Raw genomic sequence first — 25022 nt, forward strand, 5'->3', positions numbered from 1 at the left:
TTCACGCGACCCGAGATTCCCCGACCAGAGGAGGCCGGCCGCATCCGATTACTCGGTGCGGCCGGCCTTCGCCGTACCGAGGGGCCCTCTCAGAACCGCGCCTCTTCGGCGAACGGGTCGCGCACGCCATCGGTGGCTCGCACAGCACGGGGCCGGTAGCCGTCTCGGGCAAGGTCGACGACGGTGGCGACGATTCCGAGCACAGCCGCGAGCGCGAGAACGATCAGCATGAGAATCATGAGCACCTCCGAGGGATTGGCATGGCATCAGCGGATGGCGACCTGAGCTGGACGCCGATTGGCTCTACTCTCCCGGATCCTCGCGGTCCACTTCAAGATGCCAATATGCGAGCAGTGGAGTGCCCTGCCTCAGCGGCACGCAGTAGCGTGGACGGCGATGGACTTCGTCACCTCTCCCACCGGCGGCACCCGGATCGCGTACCGCGTGACGGCGGCCACGACTCCGACGGTCACCGCCGCACCACCCGCACTGCTCGTGCACGGCACCGCTCTCTCACAGGCCATCTGGCGCGGCTTCGGCTATCTGCGTGAGCTCGCCGCCGACCGGCCCGTCGTCACCGTCGATCTGCGCGGCCACGGGCGCAGCGACAAGCCACGCGGTATCCATGACTATGCGATGCAGCACTTCGTCGACGACGTGATCGCGCTGCTCGACCACCTCGGGCTCGACCGCGTTCACTACGCCGGATACTCCCTCGGCGGCCGGCTGGGCTTCTCGCTGGCCGCCGAGCATCCGCAGCGCCTGGCGAGTTTCGCGAGCATCGCCGGGGCGCCCGGCACGGGCTCAGGCGTGTTCGATCGGGTGTTCTTCCCGGACAGCATCGCCGCCCTCGAGCGCGGCGGGGTCGAGCTGTTCCTCGAGGAGTGGGCCGCAGCATCCGGACACGACATCGACCCCGCCACCCGCGGAGCGTTCCTCGCGAACGACGCCGCCGCCCTCGCCGCCTACATGCGCGCGGCGGAGCAGGCCGAACGGGTGGAGGATGCGGCGATCGCCGCGCTCCCGATGCCGGTGCTGCTCGTCGCCGGCACCCGCGACCGGCCGCGGCTCACCGCTGCCGAGCACGTGCGCGCGCTGCTGCCCGAGGCGCGGCTGCTGCTCGTCGAGGGCGCCGACCACGGCAGCACGCCGCGGCGGCCGGAGGTCGCGCCGGCGCTCCGCGAGTTCTTCGCCGCCGTCGACGCGGCAGCAGCCTCCGCCTGACTCGCGCGACACGACGGAGTTCTCCCGGCGAGACGGGCTCTGACTCCGTCGTGAGGACGTCACGCGCCGAGCTTCCGTCGTTGGGCCGAGGCGCGCGGCGCGGCGCCGCGCGTCAGCCGACGAGGTTCTGCGCGAAGACGTGAGGGGTGAATCCGGTGAGGTCGTTGATGCCCTCGCCCTGGCCCACGAGCTTGATGGGGATGCCCGTCTTCTCCTGCACCGCGAGCACGAAACCGGCCTTGGCCGAGCCGTCGAGTTTCGTGATGACGAGCCCCGTGACCCCGGCGTGCTGCACGAACGCGTCGGCCTGGGCGAGCCCGTTCTGACCGGTGGTGGCGTCGAGCACGAGCAGCACCTCCGACACGGGCGCCTGCTTCTCGATGACGCGGCGGATCTTGCCGAGCTCGTCCATCAGCCCGCCCTTGGTCTGCAGTCGGCCGGCGGTGTCGATGATGACGATCTCGGTGCCGTTCGCCGTGGCCCGCTCGATGGTCTGGAACGCCACCGACGCCGGGTCCTGTCCCTCGTGCTGCGGCCGCACGATGTCGACGCCGGCACGCGTTGCCCACGTGGCGAGCTGCTCGACCGCGGCGGCACGGAAGGTGTCGGCCGCGCCCACCACGACCGAGCGGTCGTAGGTGCGGAGGAACCGCGCGAACTTGCCGATCGTCGTCGTCTTGCCGACGCCGTTCACGCCGACCACCAGTACCACGGCGGGGCGCTCGGTGAGCTTCAGGGTGGGGTCGTACTTCGAGAGCCGCTCCTCCATCGTCTCGCGCAGCATCCGTTGCAGGTCGCGCGGGTCGGTGGTGGAGTAGCGCTGAACCTTCGCCCGGAGGTCGTCGACGACCTCCTCCGTGACGGTCGGGCCGAAGTCGGCCTTGAGAAGAGCGCTCTCGAGGTCGTCCCAGGTGTCGTCGTCGATGGTGCGCTTCGCGAACATGCCGCGGAGCGCGCCCGAGAGCGACCAGCTGCGTTCAGCCAAGACGCTCGGCGACCTCTCGTGCCGAGGGGTTCGTGGCGGTGGAGCCATCGGGGAAGACGAGGGTCGGCACCGTCTGGTTGCCGCCGTTCACCGAGGCGACGAGCTCGGCGGTGCCCTCGACCTCCTCGATGTTCACCTCGGTGTAGTCGATTCCCTGGGCTTTCAGCTGCTGCTTGAGGCGCGCGCAGTAGCCGCACCAGCTGGTGGAGAACATGGTGACGCTGCCGGCATCCGGCGTGTAGGTGTCGATGGTAGGGGCGCTCATGTCATGCATCTCCGTCGAACATGGTGGTGACCGATCCGTCGCTGAAGACCTCGTTGATGGCCCGCGCGATGAGCGGGGCGATGGGCAGGATGGTGAGCCTGTCCCAGTGCTTCTCGGCCGGCAGCGGCAAGGTGTCGGTGACCACGACCTGGTCGATGAACGGCGACTGGAGGATCTGCGTGGCCGGGTCGGAGAACACGGCGTGAGTCGCCGCCACCACGACACCGGTGGCGCCGTTGGCCTTCAGCGCTTCGGCAGCGGCGACGATGGTTCGGCCGGTGTCGATGAGGTCGTCGACGAGAAGGCACACACGGCCGCGCACGTCTCCGACGATCTCGTGAACGCTCACCTGGTTCGGCACCCGCGGGTCGCGGCGCTTGTGGATGATCGCGAGCGGCACGCCCAGCTTGTCGCTCCAGATGTCGGCGACGCGCACGCGGCCCATGTCGGGCGAGACCACCGTGAGGGTCGACGGGTCGAGCGACTTGCGCATGTGTTCGAGCAGCACGGGCATGGCGAAGAGGTGGTCGACCGGGCCGTCGAAGAAGCCCTGGATCTGCGCGGCGTGCAGGTCGACCGACATGATGCGGTCGGCGCCCGCGGCCTTGAACAGATCGGCGACCAGACGGGCCGAGATGGGCTCGCGCCCGCGGCCCTTCTTGTCCTGCCGGGCGTAGGGGTAGAACGGCGCGACGACGGTGATGCGCTTCGCGCTCGCGCGCTTGAGGGCGTCGACCATGATGAGCTGCTCCATGAGCCACTCGTTGATGGGCGCGGTGTGCGACTGGATGACGAACACGTCGCTGCCGCGCACGCTCTCGCCGTAGCGGATGTACAGCTCGCCGTTCGCGAAGGTGCGCGCCTCGGTCTCCACCAGGGTGGTGCCGAGTTCGGCGGCGATGTCCTCCGCCAGCTGCGGATGCGCTCGTCCCGAGACGACGACGAGGCTCTTCTCCGTGCTGGCCTTGATTCCGGACACCTATTCTCCGATCTGTTCGGCCGACGAGGCCTCGTGCGCGGCGGCGGCCGCGGTAGCAGCATCCGTACCCGGCCGGTTCTGTTCGACCCACCCCGCCAGGTTGCGCTGCGGGGCCACGTTGATCGCCAGCGAACCGGCGGGCACGTCTTTGCGAACCACCGTTCCGGCACCCGTGTAGGCGCCGTCTCCGATTCTAACCGGGGCGACGAACACGTTGTGCGAGCCGGTGCGCACGTGCGAGCCCACCTGGGTGCGGTGCTTGTTCACGCCGTCGTAGTTGGCTGTGATGGTGCCGGCGCCCACGTTCGAGCCTGTGCCCACCTCGGTGTCGCCGATGTACGACAGGTGCGGCACCTTGGAGCCCGCGCCGATGTGCGCGTTCTTCGTCTCGACGAAGGTGCCGATCTTGCCGTCGGCGTCGAGCACCGTGTTCGGCCGCAGGAAGGCGAAGGGACCGACGGATGCTCCGGCACCGATCACCGAGAGCGTCGCGTCGGTGCGCTTCACCACGGCGCCCTCCCCCACCTCGCAGTCGACCAGGGTGGTGTCGGGGCCGACGACGGCGCCGCGGGCGATGCTCGTCGCACCCTTGATCTGGGTGCCGGGGAGCAGGGTGACGTCGTGCTCGAAGCTCGCCTTGAGGTCGATCCAGGTGGTCGCGGGGTCGACGACGGTGACGCCGTTCAGCTGCCAGCCGCGCACGATGAGCGCGTTGAGCTTGGCGGCGGCCTCGCTGAGCTGCGCGCGGTCGTTGATGCCGGCGACGAGCCACGGCTCGGAGACCGGCACGGCCGCGACATCCGACCCCGCCCGGCGCAGCAGGCCGATGACGTCGGTGAGGTACTTCTCGCCCTGGGCGTTGTCGGTGCTCACCCGGGCGAGCTGGTCGCGCAGCTCGGCCAGGCCGAACACGTAGACGCCGGCGTTGATCTCGCGGATGGCGAGCTCGGAGTCGTTCGCGTCTTTGTGCTCGACGATGCGGTCGAGCAGACCGCCGTCGCCGCGCACGATGCGGCCGTAGCCCGTGGCGTCGTCGAGCACGGCGCTCAGCAGGGTGGCGGAGGCGGCGCTCGCCCGGTGCTCGGCGACGAGACCGCGGAGGGTGTCGGCGTCGAGCAGGGGCACGTCGCCCGAGACGACGAGCACGTCGCCGTCGAAGTCGGCGGGGAGTGCGGCGATGGCCTGCTCGACCGCACGGCCGGTGCCCGCGACCTCGTCCTGGTCGGCGATGATCGAGGAGGGGAAGTGGTCTTCGATGACCTCGACGACGCGGTCGCGCTCGTGGCGCACGACGCTCACGGTGTACGCCGCATCCATCTCGCCCGCGGTGGCGAGCACGTGGCCGATGAGGGGGACGCCCGCGATCTCGTGCAGGAGCTTCGGGGTGCTCGACTTCATGCGGGTGCCCTGGCCCGCGGCGAGGACGACGATGGCGAGGTGGGGGTCGGTCATGGTGCTGCCTCAGATCTTCCTCGTAACCGAGCCAGCGCAGCTGACTCGGCGCTGGCGTCGCGGAATCGCGGTGCGATTCCCATAGCTCCGGCGCGCAGCTCCGCGACCAGGACTCGAACCTGGACCTAACAGCTCCAAAGGCTGTCGTGCTGCCATTACACCATCGCGGAACATCGCCGGGCGATGCAGTAGTCAAGTCTGCCAGACCCTGGCGGTGCGCGGACCACGGCGCCCTGGGCCGATGCGCATAATGGGGGAATGACCAACCGCGACGCACGCGACACCGTCGACGAGATCGTCGACGCGTGGGTGCGCGAGCATCCGGGGCTCGACTTCTCGCCGCTCAAGATCCTCTCGCGCGTGACCCGGCTGGCGAAGCAGCTCGAGAAGACGCGCCGCGCGTCGTTCGCCACCGCAGGGCTCGAGCCCTGGGAGTTCGACGTGCTCGCCGCACTCAGGCGCGCGGGCGCACCGAACGAGCTGAGCCCGAAAGCGCTGCTCGAGCAGACCTACGTCTCGAGCGGCACCATGACGAACCGCATCGACGGCATGGTGCGGGGCGGCCTCGTCGAGCGCCGCACCGACCCGAACGACGGCCGCGGCGTGCTCGTGTCGATGACGGCGGAGGGCCGCGACCGCGTCGACCGTGCCATCTCGCATCTCGTCGCCGCCGAGACCGAGTTGCTCTCGGGCCTCAGTCGCGCCGAGCAGGACCGCCTCGCCGCGCTCCTCCGCCGCCTCTCCCTCGACATCGCCTGACGCCCGCGGGGCGGATCGTCCAAGCGGTATGAGAATCGGCCCATCGAGCCTGTCCACGGCTCGGCACCTCGATTCTCATACCGCACGTGCGGGCATCAGCCGTCGAGCTGCTCCGAGAGCTCGAGCCAGCGGGTCTCGAGCTCGGAAGTCTGGGTCTCCAGTGCGGTGAGCTCGGCGGTGAGGGTGCCGAGGCCGAGGTAGTCGGACTGGTCGAACTCGGCGATGCGCCGGTGCAGCTTCTCGATGTCGCCCGTGAGCTTGTTGATCTTGCGCTCGAGCGACGAGCGCTCCTTCTCGGCAGCGCGCAGCTCGGCCCCGGCGAGCGCGGGGCCCGACGCGGCACCGGATGCGGCGGAACCGGATGCAGGGGAACCACCGGGCTGCACGGCGGCGGGCCCGCCCGCCCCCACTCCCGCGGCCCTCAGCCGCAGGTACTCCTCGAGCCCGCCGGGGAGGTGCCGGAAGCGGCCGTCGAGCACGGCGTACTGCTGATCGGTGACGCGCTCGACGAGGTACCGGTCGTGCGACACGACGAGGAGCGTGCCCGGGAACGAGTCGAGGAGGTCTTCGAGGGCGGCGAGCATGTCGGTGTCGAGGTCGTTGGTGGGCTCGTCGAGGATGAGCACGTTCGGCTCGTCGAGCAGGATGAGCAGCAGCTGCAGCCGACGCTTCTGCCCGCCCGACAGGTCTTTCACACGAGTCGAGAGCTGGGCGCTGGTGAAGCCGAGCCGCTCGAGCAACTGGCCGGGGGTGAGTTCCTTGCCGCCGGCGACGTACGAGCTGCGGTAGCGCCCGATGACCTCGCTGACCCGGTCGTTCTTCACGTCGTCGAGCTCGGCGAGCTGTTGCGTGAGCGTGGCGATCTTCACCGTCTTGCCCCGCTTCACCGTGCCGCTCGTCGGCTGCACGGCGCCCGTGACCAAGCCGAGCAGCGTCGACTTGCCCGCCCCGTTCACGCCGAGGATGCCCGTGCGCTCACCCGGCGCGATGCGCCATTCCACGCTCTCGAGCACCTTCTTGTCGCCGAACGACACCCCGGCGTCGATGACGTCGACGACGTCTTTGCCGAGACGCGCCGTCGCCATCTGCGTCAGTGACACCGTGTCGCGCACGGGCGGTTCGTCGGCGATCAGCTCCTCGGCGGCGTCGATGCGGAACGTGGGCTTCGAGGTGCGGGCGGGCGCGCCGCGGCGCAGCCAGGCGAGCTCTTTGCGCAGCAGGTTCTGGCGCTTGGCCTCGCTTGCCGCTGCCATCCGGTCGCGCTCCACCCGTTGCAGGATGTAGGCGGCATAGCCGCCCTCGAACGGCTCGATGATGCGATCGTGCACCTCCCAGGTGGAGGTGGAGACCTCGTCGAGGAACCACCGGTCGTGGGTGACCACCGCGAGTCCGCCCTGCGAAGCGGGCCAGCGGCGCTTGAGGTGCTCGGCGAGCCAGGCGATGCCCTCGACGTCGAGGTGGTTCGTGGGCTCGTCGAGGAAGACGACGTCCCAGTCGCCGACGAGCAGCGCCGCGAGTGCCACGCGGCGGCGCTGCCCTCCCGAGAGCGTGCCGACGACCGCGTGCCAGTCGAGGTCGCCGAGGAGGCCCGCGATGACGTCGCGCACCTTCGCGTCACCGGCCCAGACGTGCTCGTCGAGGTCACCGACCACCGCCTGGGCGACTGTGAGAGCCGGGTCGACGGTGTCGGCCTGGTCGAGCATCCCGAGCGTCACGCCGCGGCGGCGGGTGACCCGGCCGCCGTCGGGTTCGATGCGGCCCGAGAGCAGTTTCAGCAGCGTCGACTTGCCGTCGCCGTTGCGGCCCACGATGCCCACCCGGTCGCCCTCGTTGAGACCGATGGTCACGGAGTCGAAGACGACACGCGTCGGATATTCCAGGTGGAGCGCCTCGGCGCCCAGAAGATGAGCCACCCGTCGAGGCTACCCGCTCGAGCCGCACGGCCCGCCCGGCAAGTCGACGAATGCTCGGCTCGGGCCGGTAGGATGGGACGATGGATGCCGCCGACCGCAGCTTCACCCTGGCGCTCGACGGGCACGAAGCGGTGTTGAAGCTCATCCACGCCGAGACCGGAAGCTACCGACTGAGTGTCGACGGCATCCCGCAGTCGATCGTGTCGACCTCGCACCCCGAGCTGCTCGACTGGCCGTATGTGCGGCAGATCGGCAGGCTGCTCGACGCCGCGGCGCCTGCGGGTGCTCCCCTGCGCTGCCTGCACCTCGGCGCGGGCGCCCTGACGCTCCCCCGCTACGTCGAGCACAGCCGGCCGGGGTCGCCCCAGGTCGTGGTGGAGTACGAGCGTGAGCTCGGCGAGGCGGTGCTCGCGGCGCTGCCGCTGCCGCCTCGGCACGGGGTGCGCATGCTGTACGGCGACGCGAGGGAGCTCGCCGAGCGCGCGGCACCGGCCGAACTCGGCGCACCCGTCGAGTTCGCGGTGATCGACCTCTGGGAGGCGTCGACCGTGCGGGCTCGGGTGGCGAGCCGCGAGTTCTACGCGCTGGTGTCGAGGCTGCTCGCGCCCGGGGCCGTGGTGGCCGTGAACCTCCTCGACGGGGCGCGGTTCGAGTACGCCCGGCGCCAGGCGGCGACCCTCGCCGCGGTGTTCCGGCACGTCGCGGTGGTGCTCGCCGAATCGCCCACCTCCGATGGGAGCGATCCGCTCGACAACGTGCTCGTCGTGGCGAGCGACGAGCCTCTGGTCGTCGTGGCGCAGCCCGAGCTCTTCGCCGAAGCCGGCGAGGGGCCCGGCGAGCCGCCGTTCGTGCTGCACGGTGGCGCACTCGAGAGCTGGGTGGGCAGCGTGCCCGAGATGACCGACGCCACGGCCACCGACTCGCCCTCCCCCGATGACCCCCGCTTCGGCGGCGACTGAGCGCCGGTCGCGCACGAAACGGGGGCTGCGCAGCGCTACGGGCGCGGCTTGGGGGGAAGGGTTCCCATGACGGTGCCTTTCTCGATCGGGACGTCGAACAGGGGAACGGTACAGCCGCGCGGGGGACGCGCACCCTGAGCAATTGCTACTCAGCTGTCAGTACGATGATCGGGTGCCTGCAGCCCCGATCGACGCCATCATCCGCTGCGGAATGACCGAGACCCCCGACTTCCCCGAACCGGGCATCCTGTTCCGCGACCTCTCCACTTTGTTCGCCGACCCCGAGGGGCTGCCTGCCGTGGGCGCCGCTCTGGTCGGCCGCCATGCGGAGCCGTCGCCGTTCGGCGCAGTGGATGCGGTGGTCGGCATCGAGGCGCGCGGCTTCGTGCTCGGCACGGCGGCGGCGATGGCCGGCGGGCTCGGCATGCTCGCCGTGCGGAAGGCCGGCAAGCTGCCGGGTGAGGTGCTGACCGAGAGCTACGCGCTCGAGTACGGCACCGCGTCGCTCGAGGTGCACCCCGAGACCCTCCCCACCGGATCGCGCGTGCTGCTCGTCGACGACGTTCTCGCCACCGGTGGCACGGTCGCGGCGACGGTGCGCCTCATGCAACGCGCCGGTTGGGTGGTGGCGGGCATCTCGGTGGTGATCGAGCTCGACGGGCTCGGCGGTCGCGCGGCGGTGGCGGCCGAGACCGACGCACCCGTGCATCCGCTGCTCGTGCTCTGACCCCAGTCATCCACCCGTCACGAACCGCCCTCTCGTCAGCCCTGAAGGGCGGATCGTGACGGGTCGATCGTGCGTCCCGGCGGGTTACCGTCGTGCACGCGCGGAGGCGGGCTCAGTCTCCGTAGACGCGCGCGCCCGCGACCGGGCCCGTCACCCGCACCACCTGGTAGCGCGCGGCGCTCAGCGCGATCTGCAGCTCGAGGGCGCCGTCGAGGTCGGGCGCGAGGAAGGCGATGGTCGGACCGGAGCCCGACACGATGCCGGCCAGCGCCCCGTTCGCCTCGCCGACCTCGAGCACGGTCGAGAGGCCGGGGTTCAGGTGCAACGACGGAGCCTGAAGGTCGTTGTGCAGCGACTCGGCGAGCATGTGCGGGTCGCCCGCGCGCAGCGCCTGCAGCACGTCGGCGTCGACGGTGGGCTGCCCTTGCGCGGGGAAGATGTCTTGGGCGTGGCGTTCGCGGTGCCGATCGAGCTCGCGGTACACCTCGGGCGTGCTCACCCCGTGGTCGGGCAGCACGAGCACCCACTGGAACTGACCCTTGGCGAGCGCAGGGCTCAGCTGATCACCGCGCCCGGTGCCGATGGCGGTTCCGCCGGTGAACGCGAAGGGCACGTCGGCGCCCAGCTCGCTCGCCAGCGACAGCAGTTCGTCGCGGCCGAGGTCGGTGCCCCACAGCGTGTCGCAGGCGAGCAGGGTCGCCGCGGCGTCGGCCGAGCCACCGCCCATGCCGCCGGCGATGGGCACGTTCTTCTCGATGCGCAGCCGCACGCCCTCGCGGTACCCGGCCCGGCGGGCGAGCAGGCGCGCCGCCCTGATGGCCAGGTTCGACCCGTCGGTCTCGAGCCGGCTGGTGTCGATGTGGCCGCCGAACTCCACCGAGAAGTCGCTCGCCGGGGAGGCGTAGACGTCTTCGTAGAGCGAGACCGCCTGGTAGGCGGTGGCCACGTCGTGGTAGCCGTCGCCCATCACCGCGCCGACCTTGAGGAAGACGTTGATCTTGCCCGGGGCCCGCACGTGAACCGCGTCCGTGGCACCCCGATTGCTCATACCGTCGACCTTATCCCACGCGCGAGCGGGCCCCTCACAGGGTGCCGGGCGGCCCGGCACGAGCCGTCGCGGCACCGTCTCGGCCGCGGTGCGCGGGCTACGCCAGGAGGGCGACGGCCTCGTCGATCACCCGTGCGGGGTCGTCGCGGTGCACCGAATGACCCGCACCGTCGACCACGGTGTAGCTGAGTGAGGAGGCCGCCGCGTGCATCCGCTCGCCTTGCTCGGCCGTGAACGAGGCGCCGAGCGCCGGGTCGGCAGCGAGCACGTGCACAGGGGCGGCGAGGGTCGTCGCCGGCGCCTCGAGCTGCCAGGTGCCGGCGTTGTCGCGCAGGGTGCGCTCGACCACGAACGGGCTCACCACCCGGGCGGCATTCACCTTCTGCACGGCGTCTTCGACGTGCCAGAGCGGATGCTCGCGCAGCAACGCACCCGGGTCGAGCCGGTCGCCGTGAAGGTCGGCAAGCAGGTCAGGGAGGATCTGCTCGGCCTCGTCGTCGCCGAGGGCGAGCACGGGGTCGATGAGCAGCAGCCTTCGCGCCCAGGCCGGGTCGGAGGCAGCGGCGACCACGGCGACGGCTCCGCCGAGGGAGTGGCCGACGACGAGATCCCACGGGCGGCCCGTGGGCGCGGCCGCGCCCGGCGCGCCTCCGTCGGAGCCGGCCGAGCCGGGCACCAGGGCCAGGACGTCGGCGGCGTAGTCGGTGAGGCGGTAGCGGGTCGATCGTGGGGAGAGGCCGTGGCCGCGGAGGTCGGGGGCCGTCACGCTCCAGCCGCGGTCGGCGAGCTCGGAGGCGATGCGCCACCATGTGCCCGCCGCGGAGGGCAGCCCGTGCAGGAGGAGCACTCGCGGGCCGCCGCTGTCGCGTGCGCCGTCGACGCCCCAGTGGAGCGTGGCGAGGCGCACCGGCACCGGGGGCGGGCTGGGGGCGGACGCGTCGGTCATGACATCCCATCCTGCCATCGGGGCGGTCATCCGATCTCCCGCCGACCCGTGGTCGCGCCGGCCGACGGTGACGTCGCCGCCGCCCATGCCGAGGCGGAGGCTCGGCGGTCCGGTCGCAGCGAGAGCGCGGCGGGCGCACGCACCCCGTCGGCGAGGTCGGCGACGAGCACGCCCACGGCGGGCGCGAAGCCGGTACCGAGGTCGGACAGCGCCGTGGCCACGGTGACGGGACCGACGCGGTCGATCACCGGATGCCCGTCCCGCGTCGACACCGCGACCTCACCCCGCTCGGCACCCTGTTCGTGATCGAGCCCGGGCAGCCACTCGCGCACGTAGTGCTGCAGCGCCGTGCGGCGGCGGCGCTCGGAGCGGAACCCCACCCCCGCATCCGGAGCCGCTGCGGCCCCGGGTGCCGACCAGACCACCTCGGCACCGTCCCCCGCGGGGGCACCCCACGCCGAGCCCCGCCAGTACCCGCTGCGCCGATCACCCACCACGGGATCGTGCCTCCAGATCGGCCAGGCGCCCGAACTCACCGGCCCGCCGTCCCCCGCACCGCCGCTCCCAGCACCGCCGCTCCCCGCGCCGGCGCTCCCTGCGCCGGCACTCCTCGCATCCCCGGCTCTCGCGATGCCGCTCCCCGCGCCGCCACCGCCAATCTGCGCGCCGCCGCTCTCCGCACCACGGCTGGCCGCGCCGGCGCGCGCCGCGAAGCGCGCGGGCTGCTGCTGGCTCACCACGAGGCGCGGCAGCACGAGCACCCCACCGGCCAGCTTCGCCGTGCGGGCTCCGACCGCCACCACGAGTCGGCGGCACTCGAACTCCCGCACCTCCTCGAGCGCCTCACCCGCCGCGCCGACCGCGCAGACCTCGACCAGCGCGCGCTCGTCGCCCAGCACCCGGATGCGCGTCACCCGTTCGCGATACCGGAACTCGACACCGACGGCGACGGCTGCGCCGCGCAGCGCTCCGACTCCCGCGCCGGCCTCGATGCGAGCCGCCCCGGGAACGTGAAGCACCGACCCGGCGAACCGGATCCCCGGCCACAACCCCGCCGCGGTCTCCGCCGCGAGGATCTCCGCGTCAGCCGAACCCCCGGCCCCGACCGCACGACCGGACAGCTCCGACCCCGGCATCCAGAGCGCAGACCCGCTGTCGAGCAGGCGCCGGCCCAGCAGCGACTCGAGCACACCCCAGTGCTCCCTCGCCTCCGCAGCGAGCCTGAGCGTCAGCGCGTCGGCAGTGAACGGAGCGAGCGAGCAGACACCCCGAGCTTTCTCGGCGACCTCCGCACCCTCGAGCTCGAACACGACGACCTCGGTGCCCCGGCCCGCCAGCTGCCAGGCGGCGGCCGAACCGGTCGCGCTCGCGCCGATCACGATCGTGTCGATGTACCTGGCCACGCTTCGACGCTAGGGGCGACGCGACCGGAGCGCCGCCGCGCCCGACACACAAGGTAAGACCGTGACGCCGTGTGACGCGTCCGCGTTCGAAACCGCACGTATGACGAAGACCGAGCCCATAGACGGCTCGGTCGTCGTCTTTCTTGCAGTTTCGAACCGCGACTAAGCGCCCGCGCCCGCGCCAGCGCCAGCGCCAGCGCCCCAGGCGCGCGCGATAGCGAGGAAGGCGTGCACGTCGAGCTGCTCCCCCCGCGCCATCGGGTCGACCCCCGCCGCCTCCAGCACCCGCGTCGCCGCAGCCGAGTCACCGAACAGCGTCGAGAGCGCCTGCCGCAGCATCTTGCGCCGCTGCCCGAACGCGGCGTCGACGATCTCGAAGGTGCGCACCCGCAGCTCTTCGCTGTCGAGTCCCTCGCCCACGCGGTCGAAGCCGACGAGCACCGAGTCGACGTTCGGCACGGGCCAGAACACCTGCCGGCTCACCTGCCCCGCCGTGCGCCACTCGCCGTACCAGGCGGCCTTCACGCTGGGCGAGCCGTACACCTTCGACCCCGGCGCAGCAGCCAGCCTGTGCCCGACCTCCGCCTGCACCATCACCACCCCCGAGCGGATCGACGGGAAGTGCTCGAGGAAGTGCAGCAGCACCGGCACCGACACGTTGTACGGCAGGTTGGCGACGAGCCTCGACGGCTCGTCGGGGAGCGACAGGATGCGCATCGCGTCGTCATGCACGACGGTGAGCAGGGCGTCGGGCGCGAGCTGCGCGGCGGTCAGCGGCAGCTGCGCCGCGAGCCGCCCGTCGATCTCGACGGCGACGACCGACGCGCCCGCCTCGAGCAGCCCGAAGGTGAGTGAGCCGAGCCCCGGCCCGATCTCCACCACCGTGTCACCCGCCTCGACCCGCGCCACGCGCACGATCTTGCGCACCGTGTTGGCGTCGATGACGAAGTTCTGACCGAGCTTCTTCGTGGGCGTGAGGTCGAGCAGCGCCGCCAGGTCGCGGATCTCTGCCGGCCCCAGCAGACTCACGGATGCGTCGCTCACGACGCCTGCACCGGTTCGTCCTCCCAGCGGCCGTAGACCAGCTCGGTGTTCGACGAGATCTGCGCGGCGAGCATCGACACGTCGGTGCCGAGGTGCGCCGCCATGGCGCGCAGCGTGTGCGGCACGAGATAGGGCGCGTTGGGCCGCCCGCGGTAGGGCATCGGCGTGAGGTAGGGGGCATCCGTCTCGACCAGGAGGAGCGAGCGCGGCGCCACCTCGAGCGCCTCGCGCAGGTTGCCCGCGTTCTTGAAGGTGACGTTGCCGGCGAACGACATGTACCAGCCGTTCTCGGCGCAGATCTCGGCCAGCTCGGCGTCGCCCGAGAAGCAGTGGAAGACCGTGCGCTCGGGCGCACCCACCCGCTGCAGAGTCGCGATGACTTCCGCGTGCGCGTCGCGGTCGTGGATCTGCAGCGCGATGCCGTTCTCTTTGGCGATCTCGATGTGCGCCTCGAACGAGCGGTACTGGGCGGCCCGCCCCTCGTCTCCGGTGCGGTAGAAGTCGAGCCCGGTCTCCCCCACCGCGCGCACGCGCGGCCAGGAGGCGAGCTCGGCGATCTCGGCGAGCGCGTCGTCGAGCCCGCCCGCCTCGTCGTACACGGGAGCCTCGTTGGGGTGCAGGGCGACGGCGGCGAGCATCCGGGGCTCCTTGGCGGCCTGTTCGGCCGACCAGCGCGAGGTCTCGAGGTCGGTGCCGACTTGCACGACACCCCGCACGCCGACCGCGGAGGCCCGGTCGAGCTGCTCGTGGTAGTCGATGGGGTCGAGGCCGTGGGCGATCTCGAGGTGCGTGTGGTTGTCGTAGACCGGCACCACGAGCGCCTCGGGCAGCGGCGGGTAGGCCTGCTCGGTGCGGTCGGAGGGCTCGCGCTCACGCAGGAAGGCGGGCTGCCCCTCGCCGCTCGGGCTCGGCGCGCTCGAGGGCTGGGCGTCGCTCGCGGAACTCACGCGGTGGCCTCGACCTCGATGCGCGGGAAGAGCGCCTCGAGGGGGGTAACGCGCGGCCCGCCCGTCCAGTCGAAGGCGGCACGGATGGGCTGCTCCTGCACCGTACCGGAACCCGACAGGGCCGTCCACAGTTTGGCCGCTGCCTCGGGCACGACCGGGGAGAGCAGCACGGCGAGGGTGCCGAGACCGCGCACCGCCGTGTTCAGCACGGTGGCGAGCCGATCGGCGTTCGCCGGATCTTTCGCGAGTGCCCACGGCTCCTGCGTGGTGATGTAGCCGTTCAGTTCGTCGACGAGCTCCCAGATGCGGGCGATCGCCTCGTGCACGGCGAGGCGTTCGATGGCCTCGTCGGCGGCGGCGGTCACGCGGCGCTCGGTGTCCCGGATGCTGCGTTCCGCATCCGTCACCGCTCCCTCGACCTGGGCAGGCACGACACCGTCGAAGTAGCGGGTGACCATGGCGACGACGCGCGAGGCGAGGTTGCCGAAGCCGTTGGCGAGCTCGGCCTGGTAGCGGGCCGACAGGTCTTCCCAGGAGAAGGAGCCGTCTTGACCGAAGTTGATGGCGCGCAGGAAGTAGTAGCGGAACGCGTCGGAACCGAAGGTGTCGGTGATCTGCTCGGGGGCGATGCCCGTGAGCTTCGACTTCGACATCTTCTCGCCGCCGACCAGCAGCCAACCGTGGCCGTAGACCTGCTTCGGCACCTCGAGCCCGGCGGCCATCAGCATGGCCGGCCAGATCACGGCGTGGAACCGGGCGATGTCTTTGCCCACGATGTGGGTGGCGGGCCAGAGGCGGGCGAACTTCTCCTCGTCGTAGCCGTAACCCGCGGCCGTGGCGTAGTTGAGGAGGGCGTCGAACCAGACGTAGACGACGTGCGAGTCGTCCCACGGCACCTTGATGCCCCAGTCGAAGGTCTGGCGTGAGATGGAGAGGTCTGTGAGGCCGCGGCTGACGAACGAGACGATCTCGTTGCGCACGCTCTCGGGCTGCACGAAGTCGGGGCGCGACTTGTAGAGCTCCAGCAGCTGGTCTTGGAAGGCGCTCATGCGGAAGAAGTAGTTGCGCTCCTTGAGCAGCTCCACCGGCTTCGAGTGGATGGCGCAGACCAGCACGCCCTCGTACTGCCCGGTGCCGTCGACGAGGTCGGAGGGCTGCTTGTACTCCTCGCAGCCGACGCAGTAGTAGCCCTCGTACTCGCCGGTGTAGATGTGACCGGCGTCGTGCAGGCGCTGCAGGAACAGCTGAACGTTCTTCTCGTGCCGCGGCTCGGTGGTGCGGATGAAGTCGTCGTTCGAGATGTCGATGGTCTGAAGCAGCGGCTCCCAGGCCTCGGCCACCAGCTTGTCGGCCCACTCCTTCGGGGTGACGCCGTTGGCGGTCGCGGTGCGGAGGATCTTCTGCCCGTGCTCGTCGGTGCCGGTGAGGAACCAGGTGTCGTCGCCGGACTGTCGGTGCCAGCGGGCCAGCACGTCGGCAGCGACCTCGGTGTAGGCGTGCCCGATGTGGGGCACGTCGTTCACGTAGAAGATCGGCGTGGTGACGTAGAAGGAGGAGCCGTCGGACATGCTCACCATCCTAAAGGTCGGGCCGGGTGGGCCCGGCTTGTGTGACGGGCGGGCCAGCCCGGGCGCGCGGCGGGCCCGGGCTCGCCCGCGCGCTCACTCCATGCGCAGCACGACCTTGCCCACCACGTGCCGCTCGGCGAGGTGGTCGTAGGCCTCGGCAACCCGCTCGAGCGGATAGATGGTGTCGACGGGCACCGTGAGGGCGCCCTCGACGATCAGTGCGGCGAGCTCGGCGAGCGTGCGGGCACCGCCGCCTGCGGCATTGCCGTCTGCCTTCACCCCGTGGGTTCGGGCGGCGTCGAAATCGGCGATCGTGTCGATGCGCTCGGGCGCGACGCCGAGTTCCAGGGCGAGCTCGACGTTGCCGGCGCCCACCGTGTCGATGAAGGCGTCGACGCCCCCGGCCTCGCCGCCGCCCGGCAGCGCGGCGACCGCATCACGGATGCGCACGGCCACGCCGTCTCCGTACTCCACTGGCACGATCCCCCACGACCGCAGCACGTCGGCGTCATCGGCGCGGGCGGTGCCGATCACCGTCGCCCCGGCGTGCTTGGCGAGCTGCACGGCGAACGCGCCGACGCCTCCGGTCGCCCCTGCCACCACGACCACGTCGCCCGGCTCGACCTCGACCGCGCGCACCGCGGCGACCGCGGTGGTGCCGGCGACGTACAGTGTCGCCGCCTCCTCCCAGGTGACGGCGTCGGGCTTCGGCACGATGTTCTCGACCGGTACCACCACGTCGGTGGCGTGCGCCGACCTGGTGTCGCTGAAGCCGATCCCCTCGTCGCCGAGACTCACTCCCGTCACCCCGTCGCCCAGGCGCTCGACGCGCCCGGCGAAGTCGCTGCCCTCACCGGAGGGGAAGGTGGTGGGGAACATCTCGTGCAGCTCCCCCGACCGGATCTTCGCCTCCCCCGGGTTCACCGACGACGCCACGACCGACACCCGCACCTCACCCGGCCCGGGCTCGGGTCGTTCGACCTCGACGACCTTCAGCACCTCGCTGCCGCCGTACTCCTCGAACCGCACTGCCTTCGTCATCGCGACCTCCCGCATCCGTTACCCCTCAAGCCAACCACCGTCGGGCCCGCTGCGCCGCTCGCCGACATCGACGTCCGACCGGATCACTCGCTCGCCCGAGCTCCGGAATCCGGTTCCGATAGTCTGAAGGGAGCGAGCGGCGGCGGCGTCGTGAGCATCGACCGAACGGAGCCGCAGATGAGCGTCGAGCCACCCGCGAGCGACAGCCCCGAGCGCCTGGTCGGTGCCGACCGGGTGCTGGCCGTGCTGCTCGAGCTCGCCGAGCATCCGACCGCCGTGTCGCTCGACGAGCTCGCGCAGCGGCTCGCCAGCCCGAAGCCCACCATCCACCGCGCGCTGACCGCGCTCCGTCGCGCGGGGCTCGCCGACCAGAGCGAGCGCGGTCGCTACGTGCTGGGCGACGAGTTCATCAGACTCGCGCTGCGGCACCACGAGGCGCGGCCCGACACGGTGCGCATCGCGCCCGTGCTCCGCGCCCTCACAGAGCGCTTCGGCGAGACCGCCCACTACGCGGTGCTCGACGGCACCGACGTGGTGTACCGCGCGAAGGAAGACCCCGACGGCGGAGCCGTGCGGCTCACTTCGATGGTGGGCGGGCGGAACCCGGCCTACCGCACGGCCGTCGGCAAGCTGCTGCTCGCGCAGACCGTCGGCTCGGAGTCCGACCTCCGACGGATGCTCGGAGCCGGCCCCTCGACGCCCCTCCCGGCCCGCACACCCCAGACCATCACGACCGTGCCGGCCCTCTGGGCCGAGCTGCAGAAGACCAGGGCGCGCGGCTTCGCCGTCGACGACCAGGAGAACGAGCCGGGGGTGAACTGCGTGGCGGTGCCCGTGCATCCGGCCGGCGAGAGCCGGGTCGCCGGGGCGGTGAGCGTGAGCGCGCTCGCCTTCAGGCTGCCGCTCGGCGAGCTCGTCGAGCGGGTGCCCGAGATCGTGGAGATCGTGGGCGCGGCGCGCTGAGTGCCGCGACCGCGGGCCGCGGCGCGCGGTGCGGGGCACAGGGCGTGCCCGCTCCCCGCCGCCCCCGGCGCCCGCCGCCCGCGGCCGCCGCCCGCCGCGACTCAGTAGGTCGCGCGCCCGCCGCTGATGTCGTAGACGGCGCCGGTCGAGAAGCTCACGCCGTCGGAGCTCAGCCAGGCGACCAGCTCGGCGACCTCCTCCGGACGGCCCACCCGCTTCATGGGGATGAGGCTGGTGATGTGCGCGAGCACCTCGGGCGCCGTCGTGTCGTTCATCGGCGTGGCGATCACGGCCGGGGCGATGGCGTTCACGATCACGCCCGTGGTCGCGAGTTCCTTGCCCGACGACTTGGTGAGCGCGATGACCGCGGCCTTCGAGGCCGAGTAGATGGACAAATTCGGGTTGCCGTCCTTGCCGGCCATGCTCGCGAAGTTCACCACGCGCCCCCAGCCGCGCTCCACCATGCCGGGCACGACCGCGCGCATCATCCCCGCCACCCCCACGACGTTGACGGCGAGCACCGAGTGCCACTGCTCGGGCGTGGTGTCGAGCAGCGGGGCGTTCGGCCCCACGATGCCTGCGGAGTTGATGAGGATGTCGACGGGGCCCGCATCGGCGACCGCCCGTTCGATCGAGGCGGGGTCGGAGACGTCGAGGTGCACGTCGGCACCCGGGGCGATGTCGCCCGTCACGACCTCGATGCCGTCGGCGCGCAACCGCGTCGCCGAGGCCGCGCCGAGGCCGCTCATACCTCCGGTGACCAGTGCTCTTCTCATCGGCGGAGTGCTCCTTCTGCGGTGGTGATGGTGTGAGGGGCGGCGGGTGCGCCCGGGGCGGCGGCGTCCGCGGCGATGGTGCCGTCGAGCCCCGGCGAGCCACCGAGGACGCCGACGGCTGAGACGTCGACGAGCGCGCCCGCCGCGTCGTCGACGGCGTCGGGAAGGCGGTGGAGGGCGGTGGCGGGCACGGCGACCTGGTCGGCGAGGGCGCCCGGTCGGCCGCCGCGCACGCCCAGCTCGGTGCGCGAGGCGCACACCCGCTGGTAGCCGCTCCGGCAGCGACGGCAGGTGCCGCAGCCGAGCATGGTGTCGCCGGTCACGCGCGCGCCGAGCCACGAAGGGTCGACGCCGTCGCCGATGTCGGTCACCGTGCCCATCCACTCGTGGCCGATGCGGATGGGGTAGCTCGCGTTGCCGTCGTGCAGGTACTGCATCTCGCCGGTGAAGAACTCGACGTCGGTGCCGCAGATGCCCGCGCGGGCCACGTCGACGACGACCTCGCCGGGAACGGCGACGGGAGGGGCGACCTCCTGCACCTCGGCCCGACCGGGGCCGGTGATGACGAGGGCCCTCATCGCGCACCGACCACCGTCTGGCGCTGGGTGCCGAGCCCGGCGATGCCGAGCTCCATCACGTCGCCCTCCTGCAGCCACACGGGAGGGGTCAGCCCCATCCCGACGCCGGGGGGCGTTCCGGTGTTGATGAGGTCGCCCGGCTCGAGCACGAGGAACTGACTCACGTAGTGCACGATCGTGAGCGGGTCGAAGATCATGGTCGAGCTCGACCCGTCCTGCCGGCGCACGCCGTTCACGTCGAGCCACATCGCGAGGTCCAGCACGTCGTCGATCTCGTCGGGGGTGACGAGCCACGGCCCGGCCGGGTTGAAGGTCTCGGCCGACTTGCCCTTCAGCCACTGGCCGCCGCGCTCGAGCTGGAAGGCGCGTTCGCTCACGTCGTTCACCAGGGTGTAGCCCGCGATCGCGTTGCGCGCATCCTCGGTGCTGTCGAGGTAGCTCGTGCGACGGCCGATGACGATGCCGAGCTCGACCTCCCAGTCGGCCTTCGTCGCCCCGCGCGGCAGGCGCACGTCGTCGAAGGGCCCCACCAGCGTGTTGGGCGACTTGGTGAAGAGGATGGGCTCCGCCGGCACGGCCTGCCCGGTCTCGGCCGCGTGGTCGGCGTAGTTGAGGCCCACGCAGAGGATCTGGTGGGGGCGCGCGATCGGCGCTCCGACGCGGAGACCCTCGAGCGGGAGCCGGCCTTCGCCAGAGGCCAAGCGCCGCTCCACCACGGGACGGATGCGGTCGAGACCGCCCAAACCGAAGAACTCCTCGTCGAAGTCGCCGACGACGTCGGAGAGATCGACCCAGGAATCGTCTCCGGCGAGCACGCCGGGCTTCTCGGCTCCCGCTCGACCGACCCGGAGCAGCTTCATCGTGTCCTTCCCGGGCGAGACGCACGCCGTCGGCCCTGACACGCACCACCTTAGGGTGGGATTTCATCATTTGTCACGCTATTCCTATAGTCGGAATAGCGTGAGTAATCGAAAGAGCTCGACGCGGCGCCTCAGCGCTGCCGGGCCTCCAGGGCTCCTTCGTAGAGATCGCGACGGCCGAGACCGGTGGCCTCTGCGATGGCGGCCGCGGCATCCTTCATCCGCTGTCCGTCGGCGACGAGTTCGAGCACCTGCTCGACCCCGGTGGCGAGGTCGATCTCGAGGGCGGCCGCACCCGCCACCACGAGACAGATCTCCCCCTTCACCCCGGCCGCAGCCCATTCGGCGAGCTCGGATGCGGTGCCCCGCTTCGCCTCCTCGTACAGCTTCGTGAGCTCGCGCACCACGGCGACCCGGCGGTCGGGGCCGAGCACGGTGGCGAGATCGGCGAGCGCGTCGGCGATGCGGTTGGGGGACTCGAAGAACACCATGGTGCGGCGCTCGCGCGCGAGCTCGCGGAACGTCGCCAGCCGCTCCCCCTGCTTCCGCGGCAGAAATCCCTCGAAGGTGAAGCGGTCGGTCGGCAGTCCCGACAGCGCGAGTGCGGTGACGACGGCGGAGGGCCCGGGCACGACGGTCACGTCGACTCCGGCGTCGATCGCGGCGACGACGAGCTGGTACCCGGGGTCGGAGACCGCGGGCATCCCGGCGTCGCTCACCAGCACGAGGTCGCCGTCGCGTGCGAGCTCGACGAGCGATGCCGCCTTCTCGCGCTCGTTGTGCTCGTGCACCGGGATGAGGCGTGGTCGGTTCTCGATGCCGAGAGCGCGCAGCAGCTTGGCCGTGACCCTGGTGTCTTCGGCGGCGACCACCTCCGCCGACTCCAGCAGTTCGACGAGTCGCTGCGAGGCGTCTTTGAGGTTGCCGATGGGCGTCGCCGCGAGTACTAACATCTCCACAGTCTCCCATCAGCCCGAGACCGTCCACAGGATGCCCGGGTGACGGATGCGCACACCCTCTGCCCGTTAGCATGGCCGGGTGAGCACAGAGGTGGCGACCGACGCCGATTCGTCGCCCGCACCCGAGGCGGCCGGCTACACCGGGCCCACCGGGTCGCGGCTCGACGACTGGTGGCTGCGGCTCATGGCCACCCCGGCACGCGAGCGCCTCTGGCGCTGGGGCGGGCCGATCGCCGTCACGCTGCTCGCCGCCGTGCTGCGGCTGGTCAACCTCGGTCACCCGCACTCCCTGGTCTTCGACGAGACCTTCTACGTCAAAGACGGCTGGTCGACCTGGAACCTCGGCTACGAGGCGAGCTGGCCCGCCGACGTCGACGCGCAGTTCGCCGCGGGCGGCGCCGACCTGTTCAAGACGGATCCGTCGTTCGCCGTGCATCCGCCGCTCGGCAAGTGGGTGATCGGCGCCGGCATGGCGCTGTTCGGGCCCGACAACTCCTTCGGCTGGCGGTTCTCGGTCGCGGTCTGCGGCATCCTGCTCGTGCTCCTCACCGCCCTCATCGGCACGATGCTGCTGCGCTCGACGCTGCTCGGCACCATCGCCGGGTTCCTCCTCGCCATCGACGGGCACGCCATCGTCATGAGCCGGGTGGGCATCCTCGACGGCATCTCGGCGCTGTTCCTGCTGCTCGGCTTCGGCGCGGTGCTGCTCGACCGGCAGTGGCACGCCACGAGGTTGGCGGCCGCCGTCGCGGCACGGGAGAAGGGCACGGGAGCCGTGCCCGAGTGGGGGCCGGTGCTGTGGAACCGGCCCTGGGTGCTCGCGGCCGCGGTGGCCTTCGGGCTCGCCTCCTCGGTGAAGTGGTCCGGCCTGTACTTCCTCGCCGCGTTCGGCGTGTACCTCATCGTGGTCGACGCCCTGGCGCGGCGCCGGCTCGGCATCCCGTTCTGGTTCAGCTCGGCCGTGCTGAAGCAGGGCCCCGTCACGTTCCTGCTGCTCGTGCCGCTCGCGCTGGTGAGCTACCTGATCACCTGGGCCGGCTGGTTCGCCACCTCCGGCGGCATGTACCGCACCTGGGCGCAGAGCAACAACGGCGAATGGACGGGTGCGCTGTCGTGGGTGCCGCTCGCGGTGCAGAACTTCTGGCACCTCGAGACGGCGGTGTACAACTACCACGTCAACGAGCACTCGCCTCACCCGTATCAGGCGAACCCGCTGAGCTGGCTGTTCCTCGTGCGGCCCACGCAGATGTATGTGAACCAGGTCGACGACAGCGTCTGCGGCGGACAGACTTGTTACGAGAACATCACCTCGATCGCGAATCCCATCATCTGGTGGTGCGCCACTGCAGCGCTGTTCTACCTCGTCTACCGCCTCGTCGTGAAGCGGGAGTGGCAGGTCGGGCTCATCCTCATGGGCATGGTCGCCGGGTACCTGCCGTGGCTGCTCTACATCAACCGCACGGTGTTCCAGTTCTACACGATCGCCTTCGAGCCCTACATGATCCTCGGGCTCGCCTTCGTCATCGGGCTCGCACTCGGCTCACGGGGCGACCCGAGACCGCAGCGCACCAGGGCCCTGCTCGTCGTCGGCGCGTTCCTCGCCCTCTGCGTGCTCGTGTCGGCCTGGTTCCTGCCGGTGTGGACGGCGATGCCCATTCCGTCCTGGTTCCTCAGCCTCCACTACTGGTTGCCCACGTGGCGCTGAGCCGCGGGACGGCGGCTCGGCTCGCCCTTCCCGGGCTGCTCGTGGCGGGTGGCGCGGCCGCGCTCGCCTTCGGCCTCCATCTGGCGTTCCCCGTGGTGCCGCAGCTCACGGCGGCGGTGGGGCTCGGCATGGTGGCCGGGCAGGTCCCGGCCGTGCAGCGCCTCCTCGATGGCGCGCTGAAGCCCGGCATCGCAGTGGCGGCGAGACGGCTGCTGCGCATCGGCATCGTGCTGCTCGGGCTGAAACTCAGCCTCGTCGACATCGCCGGTCTCGGCGGGGAGACCATCGTCGTCATCGTGCTGGTCGTCACCATCACCTTCCTCGCCACGCTGTGGTTCGGAAAGCTGCTCGGCCTCCCCGGCACCCAGCCGATCCTCGTCGCGGCCGGCTTCTCCATCTGCGGCGCCTCGGCGGTCGGGGCGATGAGCGCGGTCACCCGCAGCAAAGACGACGACACCGCCACGCCCATCGCGCTTGTCACCCTCTGCGGCACGCTGGCGATCTTCGTGCTGCCGGTACTGCGCATCCCGCTCGGGCTCTCGACCGAAGACTTCGGCGTATGGGTGGGCCTCAGCGTGCACGACGTCGGTCAGGTCGTCGCCACCGCGCAGATCGCGGGGCCGGCGGCGCTGGCCGCGGCGGTCGTGGTGAAACTCACCCGGGTGCTGACCCTCGCACCGATGGTGGCGGTGGTGGGTCTGGTGGAGCGGCGGCGAGACGCCCGCAACGCGGCGCTGCCCGCGGGCCACCCCGACATCGTCGACCGCCCGGCCACGAAGCGGCCGCCCATCGTGCCCCTGTTCATCGTGGGCTTCATCCTCGCCATGCTGGCCCGTACCGTCGTCGTGCCCCTCCTCGACGACACCGCCTCCGGCGCCGTGCTCGAGGTCGCCGACGTGGTGCAGACCATCCTGTTCTCGCTGGCGCTGTTCGCGCTGGGATCGAACATCCGCTTCCGGGCCCTGGCCCGCACCGGGTGGCGGGCTCTCATCGTGGGGCTCGCATCGTGGGCCCTGATCGCCGCCCTGTCGCTGGGGGCGGTGTATCTGCTCGCGTGAGCTGCGGGCGGCGCGCGGCGGCGGCCCGGTGAGCTGCGGGGGCGGCCCGGTGAGCGGCGCGCGGCGCGCGGCGGCGGCCCGGTGAGCGGCGGGCGACGGCCGCCGCGGGGGCGGCGCGGCGGCGACCACGTGAGCGGCGGGCGACGGCCGCCGCGGGGGCGGCGCGGCGGCGACCACGTGGGCGGTGGGCGACGGGCGACGGCGACCACGTGGGCGGTGGCCGCCGCGGGGGCGGTGGGTGGCGGGCGGCGGCGACCACGCGGGCGGCGCGCGGCAGCCACGGTGAGCGGTGGCGGTGGCGGCGGCGTGGGCTGCGACGCGTGAGCCGCATCGAGCATCCGCTCGCTGTCGCCCACCGGCTCAGTGCGTGAGCTTCAAGCCGATCACGCAGGCGACGATGCCGAGCACGAGCAGCGCGCGCACGAGCGAGAAGCCCTCGCCGCCGAAGGTCATGCCGTAGATGACGGTCAGCGAGGCCCCGATGCCGACCCACACCGCGTAGCCGGTGCCGACGGGGATGGTGCGGAGCGCATAGGCGAGCCCGCCCATCGAAGCGAGCAGTCCCACGCCGAAGACGACGGTCGGCCACAGCTTCGTGAAGCCCTGCGACTTGCCGAGCGCGGTGGCCCAGACGGCCTCGAGAACACCGGATGCGATGAGCACGATCCATGACATGACAGTCCACTCCCTGGATGGTCAGTCTTGTCGCGTGCCGGGTACTGCGCCCTCGTCCGGAGGCCGCTCGGCGGCCTTGCCTCCAGTGTCGCACGGGAGGCTGCTCAGCGCCTGTGCACGGAGGAGCGGACGGGCGGATGCGCGGGGTGCGGGAGCAGATGCGCGTCGGTGGCACCGCCTAGGCTTTG

25 protein-coding genes, 1 tRNA gene and 1 riboswitch are annotated in these 25022 nt (G+C 71.5%); of the genes, 7 read left to right on the top strand and 19 right to left on the bottom strand.

Translation table 11 applies throughout. From position 1 onward, the window contains the following. Positions 1–89: 89 nt before the first annotated feature. Positions 90–239, bottom strand: coding sequence for a hypothetical protein (locus tag ABFY20_RS13840; protein WP_368496807.1), 150 nt, complete (start codon positions 237–239; stop codon positions 90–92). A 157-nt stretch (positions 240–396) separates the two neighbouring features. On the opposite strand from ABFY20_RS13840, the gene ABFY20_RS13845 reads away from it, so the two are divergent. After that, on the top strand, positions 397–1224 hold the full coding sequence (locus ABFY20_RS13845; RefSeq protein WP_368496808.1) for an alpha/beta fold hydrolase: 828 nt from the start codon (positions 397–399) through the stop codon (positions 1222–1224). Between the two features lie 112 nt (positions 1225–1336). Here the strand turns inward: ABFY20_RS13845 and ftsY are convergent, their stop codons facing one another. The 5 genes from ftsY to ABFY20_RS13870 all read right to left on the bottom strand — a co-directional run bounded on the left by ftsY (position 1337) and on the right by ABFY20_RS13870 (position 5075). Further along, on the bottom strand, positions 1337–2209 hold the full coding sequence (ftsY, locus tag ABFY20_RS13850) for a signal recognition particle-docking protein FtsY (protein ID WP_368496809.1): 873 nt from the start codon (positions 2207–2209) through the stop codon (positions 1337–1339). After that, positions 2202–2474: a mycoredoxin gene (locus tag ABFY20_RS13855; protein WP_368496810.1), complete on the bottom strand. Its 273-nt coding sequence runs from the start codon at positions 2472–2474 to the stop codon at positions 2202–2204. The genes ftsY and ABFY20_RS13855 overlap by 8 nt, the downstream gene beginning before the upstream one ends. Position 2475: 1 nt before the next feature. Further along, positions 2476–3453 (bottom strand): ribose-phosphate diphosphokinase, encoded by a 978-nt coding sequence (locus ABFY20_RS13860; RefSeq protein WP_368496811.1) that lies wholly within the window; start codon positions 3451–3453, stop codon positions 2476–2478. Beyond that, positions 3454–4905: a bifunctional UDP-N-acetylglucosamine diphosphorylase/glucosamine-1-phosphate N-acetyltransferase GlmU gene (gene glmU, locus ABFY20_RS13865; protein ID WP_368496812.1), complete on the bottom strand. Its 1452-nt coding sequence runs from the start codon at positions 4903–4905 to the stop codon at positions 3454–3456. A 98-nt stretch (positions 4906–5003) separates the two neighbouring features. Next, a tRNA-Gln gene (locus ABFY20_RS13870) sits at positions 5004–5075 on the bottom strand. Positions 5076–5163: 88 nt separating this feature from the next. Between ABFY20_RS13870 and ABFY20_RS13875 the strand changes: the two genes are divergently transcribed. Beyond that, a complete protein-coding gene (locus ABFY20_RS13875; RefSeq protein WP_368496813.1) occupies positions 5164–5664 on the top strand; it encodes a MarR family winged helix-turn-helix transcriptional regulator in 501 nt (166 codons plus the stop codon). Between the two features lie 95 nt (positions 5665–5759). Here the strand turns inward: ABFY20_RS13875 and ABFY20_RS13880 are convergent, their stop codons facing one another. Next, on the bottom strand, positions 5760–7577 hold the full coding sequence (locus tag ABFY20_RS13880) for an ABC-F family ATP-binding cassette domain-containing protein (protein WP_368496814.1): 1818 nt from the start codon (positions 7575–7577) through the stop codon (positions 5760–5762). Between the two features lie 80 nt (positions 7578–7657). On the opposite strand from ABFY20_RS13880, the gene ABFY20_RS13885 reads away from it, so the two are divergent. Together ABFY20_RS13885 and ABFY20_RS13890 are read left to right on the top strand one after the other, a co-directional pair. Then, positions 7658–8536 (top strand): spermidine synthase, encoded by an 879-nt coding sequence (locus tag ABFY20_RS13885; RefSeq protein WP_368496815.1) that lies wholly within the window; start codon positions 7658–7660, stop codon positions 8534–8536. A 211-nt stretch (positions 8537–8747) separates the two neighbouring features. Then, complete coding sequence (locus tag ABFY20_RS13890) at positions 8748–9263, top strand: adenine phosphoribosyltransferase (RefSeq protein ID WP_368499798.1); 516 nt, start codon at positions 8748–8750, stop codon at positions 9261–9263. 112 nt (positions 9264–9375) lie between these two features. Here ABFY20_RS13890 and ABFY20_RS13895 read toward each other — a convergent pair whose 3' ends face one another. The 7 genes from ABFY20_RS13895 to ABFY20_RS13925 form a co-directional block, all read right to left on the bottom strand. Further along, complete coding sequence (locus ABFY20_RS13895) at positions 9376–10311, bottom strand: 4-(cytidine 5'-diphospho)-2-C-methyl-D-erythritol kinase (RefSeq protein WP_368496816.1); 936 nt, start codon at positions 10309–10311, stop codon at positions 9376–9378. A 97-nt stretch (positions 10312–10408) separates the two neighbouring features. Continuing rightward, positions 10409–11257 carry an alpha/beta fold hydrolase gene (locus ABFY20_RS13900; RefSeq protein ID WP_368496817.1) on the bottom strand — a complete coding sequence of 283 codons (849 nt, stop codon included), beginning with the start codon at positions 11255–11257 and terminating at the stop codon, positions 10409–10411. A 26-nt stretch (positions 11258–11283) separates the two neighbouring features. Next, positions 11284–12660: an FAD-dependent oxidoreductase gene (locus tag ABFY20_RS13905; RefSeq protein WP_368496818.1), complete on the bottom strand. Its 1377-nt coding sequence runs from the start codon at positions 12658–12660 to the stop codon at positions 11284–11286. 162 nt (positions 12661–12822) lie between these two features. Continuing rightward, entirely contained in the window at positions 12823–13704 is an 882-nt protein-coding gene (rsmA, locus tag ABFY20_RS13910; protein WP_368496819.1) for a 16S rRNA (adenine(1518)-N(6)/adenine(1519)-N(6))-dimethyltransferase RsmA, read from the bottom strand. Continuing rightward, positions 13701–14582, bottom strand: a complete 882-nt coding sequence (locus ABFY20_RS13915; protein WP_368499799.1) for a TatD family hydrolase — start codon at positions 14580–14582, stop codon at positions 13701–13703. Before ABFY20_RS13915 ends, rsmA begins: the two co-directional genes overlap by 4 nt. Before the next feature lie 65 nt (positions 14583–14647). Beyond that, positions 14648–16219 carry a methionine--tRNA ligase gene (metG, locus tag ABFY20_RS13920; RefSeq protein WP_368496820.1) on the bottom strand — a complete coding sequence of 524 codons (1572 nt, stop codon included), beginning with the start codon at positions 16217–16219 and terminating at the stop codon, positions 14648–14650. Between the two features lie 93 nt (positions 16220–16312). Then, complete coding sequence (locus ABFY20_RS13925; RefSeq protein WP_368496821.1) at positions 16313–17260, bottom strand: NADP-dependent oxidoreductase; 948 nt, start codon at positions 17258–17260, stop codon at positions 16313–16315. Positions 17261–17437: 177 nt separating this feature from the next. Here ABFY20_RS13925 and ABFY20_RS13930 point away from each other — a divergent pair, with 177 nt between their 5' ends. After that, on the top strand, positions 17438–18223 hold the full coding sequence (locus tag ABFY20_RS13930; RefSeq protein ID WP_368496822.1) for an IclR family transcriptional regulator: 786 nt from the start codon (positions 17438–17440) through the stop codon (positions 18221–18223). A gap of 101 nt (positions 18224–18324) precedes the next feature. On the opposite strand, the gene ABFY20_RS13935 is transcribed toward ABFY20_RS13930, so the two are convergent. The 4 genes from ABFY20_RS13935 to rsmI form a co-directional block, all read right to left on the bottom strand. Next, positions 18325–18999, bottom strand: a complete 675-nt coding sequence (locus ABFY20_RS13935; RefSeq protein ID WP_368496823.1) for an SDR family NAD(P)-dependent oxidoreductase — start codon at positions 18997–18999, stop codon at positions 18325–18327. Continuing rightward, the gene (locus ABFY20_RS13940) at positions 18996–19577 is read right to left on the bottom strand and encodes an alcohol dehydrogenase catalytic domain-containing protein (protein WP_368496824.1); all 582 of its coding nucleotides are present in this window, start codon (positions 19575–19577) and stop codon (positions 18996–18998) included. The genes ABFY20_RS13935 and ABFY20_RS13940 overlap by 4 nt, the downstream gene beginning before the upstream one ends. Continuing rightward, complete coding sequence (locus tag ABFY20_RS13945) at positions 19574–20437, bottom strand: fumarylacetoacetate hydrolase family protein (protein WP_368496825.1); 864 nt, start codon at positions 20435–20437, stop codon at positions 19574–19576. The genes ABFY20_RS13940 and ABFY20_RS13945 overlap by 4 nt, the downstream gene beginning before the upstream one ends. Positions 20438–20568: 131 nt before the next feature. Beyond that, positions 20569–21390 carry a 16S rRNA (cytidine(1402)-2'-O)-methyltransferase gene (rsmI, locus tag ABFY20_RS13950; RefSeq protein WP_368496826.1) on the bottom strand — a complete coding sequence of 274 codons (822 nt, stop codon included), beginning with the start codon at positions 21388–21390 and terminating at the stop codon, positions 20569–20571. Between the two features lie 85 nt (positions 21391–21475). On the opposite strand from rsmI, the gene ABFY20_RS13955 reads away from it, so the two are divergent. Next, complete coding sequence (locus ABFY20_RS13955) at positions 21476–23101, top strand: dolichyl-phosphate-mannose--protein mannosyltransferase (protein WP_368496827.1); 1626 nt, start codon at positions 21476–21478, stop codon at positions 23099–23101. Continuing rightward, positions 23092–24159: a YeiH family protein gene (locus ABFY20_RS13960; RefSeq protein WP_368496828.1), complete on the top strand. Its 1068-nt coding sequence runs from the start codon at positions 23092–23094 to the stop codon at positions 24157–24159. The genes ABFY20_RS13955 and ABFY20_RS13960 overlap by 10 nt, the downstream gene beginning before the upstream one ends. Before the next feature lie 360 nt (positions 24160–24519). On the opposite strand, the gene ABFY20_RS13965 is transcribed toward ABFY20_RS13960, so the two are convergent. Beyond that, positions 24520–24834: a multidrug efflux SMR transporter gene (locus ABFY20_RS13965; RefSeq protein ID WP_368496829.1), complete on the bottom strand. Its 315-nt coding sequence runs from the start codon at positions 24832–24834 to the stop codon at positions 24520–24522. A gap of 16 nt (positions 24835–24850) precedes the next feature. Continuing rightward, positions 24851–24914: riboswitch (guanidine-III (ykkC-III) riboswitch) on the bottom strand. Positions 24915–25022: the final 108 nt, after the last annotated feature.

The sequence above is a fragment of the Herbiconiux sp. A18JL235 genome (assembly GCF_040939305.1).
Classification (GTDB): domain Bacteria; phylum Actinomycetota; class Actinomycetes; order Actinomycetales; family Microbacteriaceae; genus Herbiconiux.

What these genes read in the sequence shown, in the direction of transcription:
- ABFY20_RS13840 (WP_368496807.1), bottom strand. Translation starts at nt 239, where the DNA reads ATGATTCTCATGCTGATCGTTCTCGCGCTCGCGGCTGTGCTCGGAATC.
- ABFY20_RS13845 (WP_368496808.1), top strand. Translation starts at nt 397, where the DNA reads ATGGACTTCGTCACCTCTCCCACCGGCGGCACCCGGATCGCGTACCGC.
- ABFY20_RS13855 (WP_368496810.1), bottom strand. Translation starts at nt 2,474, where the DNA reads ATGAGCGCCCCTACCATCGACACCTACACGCCGGATGCCGGCAGCGTC.
- glmU (WP_368496812.1), bottom strand. Translation starts at nt 4,905, where the DNA reads ATGACCGACCCCCACCTCGCCATCGTCGTCCTCGCCGCGGGCCAGGGC.
- ABFY20_RS13875 (WP_368496813.1), top strand. Translation starts at nt 5,164, where the DNA reads ATGACCAACCGCGACGCACGCGACACCGTCGACGAGATCGTCGACGCG.
- ABFY20_RS13885 (WP_368496815.1), top strand. Translation starts at nt 7,658, where the DNA reads ATGGATGCCGCCGACCGCAGCTTCACCCTGGCGCTCGACGGGCACGAA.
- ABFY20_RS13890 (WP_368499798.1), top strand. Translation starts at nt 8,748, where the DNA reads ATGACCGAGACCCCCGACTTCCCCGAACCGGGCATCCTGTTCCGCGAC.
- ABFY20_RS13895 (WP_368496816.1), bottom strand. Translation starts at nt 10,311, where the DNA reads ATGAGCAATCGGGGTGCCACGGACGCGGTTCACGTGCGGGCCCCGGGC.
- ABFY20_RS13900 (WP_368496817.1), bottom strand. Translation starts at nt 11,257, where the DNA reads ATGACCGACGCGTCCGCCCCCAGCCCGCCCCCGGTGCCGGTGCGCCTC.
- metG (WP_368496820.1), bottom strand. Translation starts at nt 16,219, where the DNA reads ATGTCCGACGGCTCCTCCTTCTACGTCACCACGCCGATCTTCTACGTG.
- ABFY20_RS13925 (WP_368496821.1), bottom strand. Translation starts at nt 17,260, where the DNA reads ATGACGAAGGCAGTGCGGTTCGAGGAGTACGGCGGCAGCGAGGTGCTG.
- ABFY20_RS13930 (WP_368496822.1), top strand. Translation starts at nt 17,438, where the DNA reads ATGAGCGTCGAGCCACCCGCGAGCGACAGCCCCGAGCGCCTGGTCGGT.
- ABFY20_RS13935 (WP_368496823.1), bottom strand. Translation starts at nt 18,999, where the DNA reads ATGAGAAGAGCACTGGTCACCGGAGGTATGAGCGGCCTCGGCGCGGCC.
- ABFY20_RS13940 (WP_368496824.1), bottom strand. Translation starts at nt 19,577, where the DNA reads ATGAGGGCCCTCGTCATCACCGGCCCCGGTCGGGCCGAGGTGCAGGAG.
- ABFY20_RS13945 (WP_368496825.1), bottom strand. Translation starts at nt 20,437, where the DNA reads ATGAAGCTGCTCCGGGTCGGTCGAGCGGGAGCCGAGAAGCCCGGCGTG.
- rsmI (WP_368496826.1), bottom strand. Translation starts at nt 21,390, where the DNA reads ATGTTAGTACTCGCGGCGACGCCCATCGGCAACCTCAAAGACGCCTCG.
- ABFY20_RS13965 (WP_368496829.1), bottom strand. Translation starts at nt 24,834, where the DNA reads ATGTCATGGATCGTGCTCATCGCATCCGGTGTTCTCGAGGCCGTCTGG.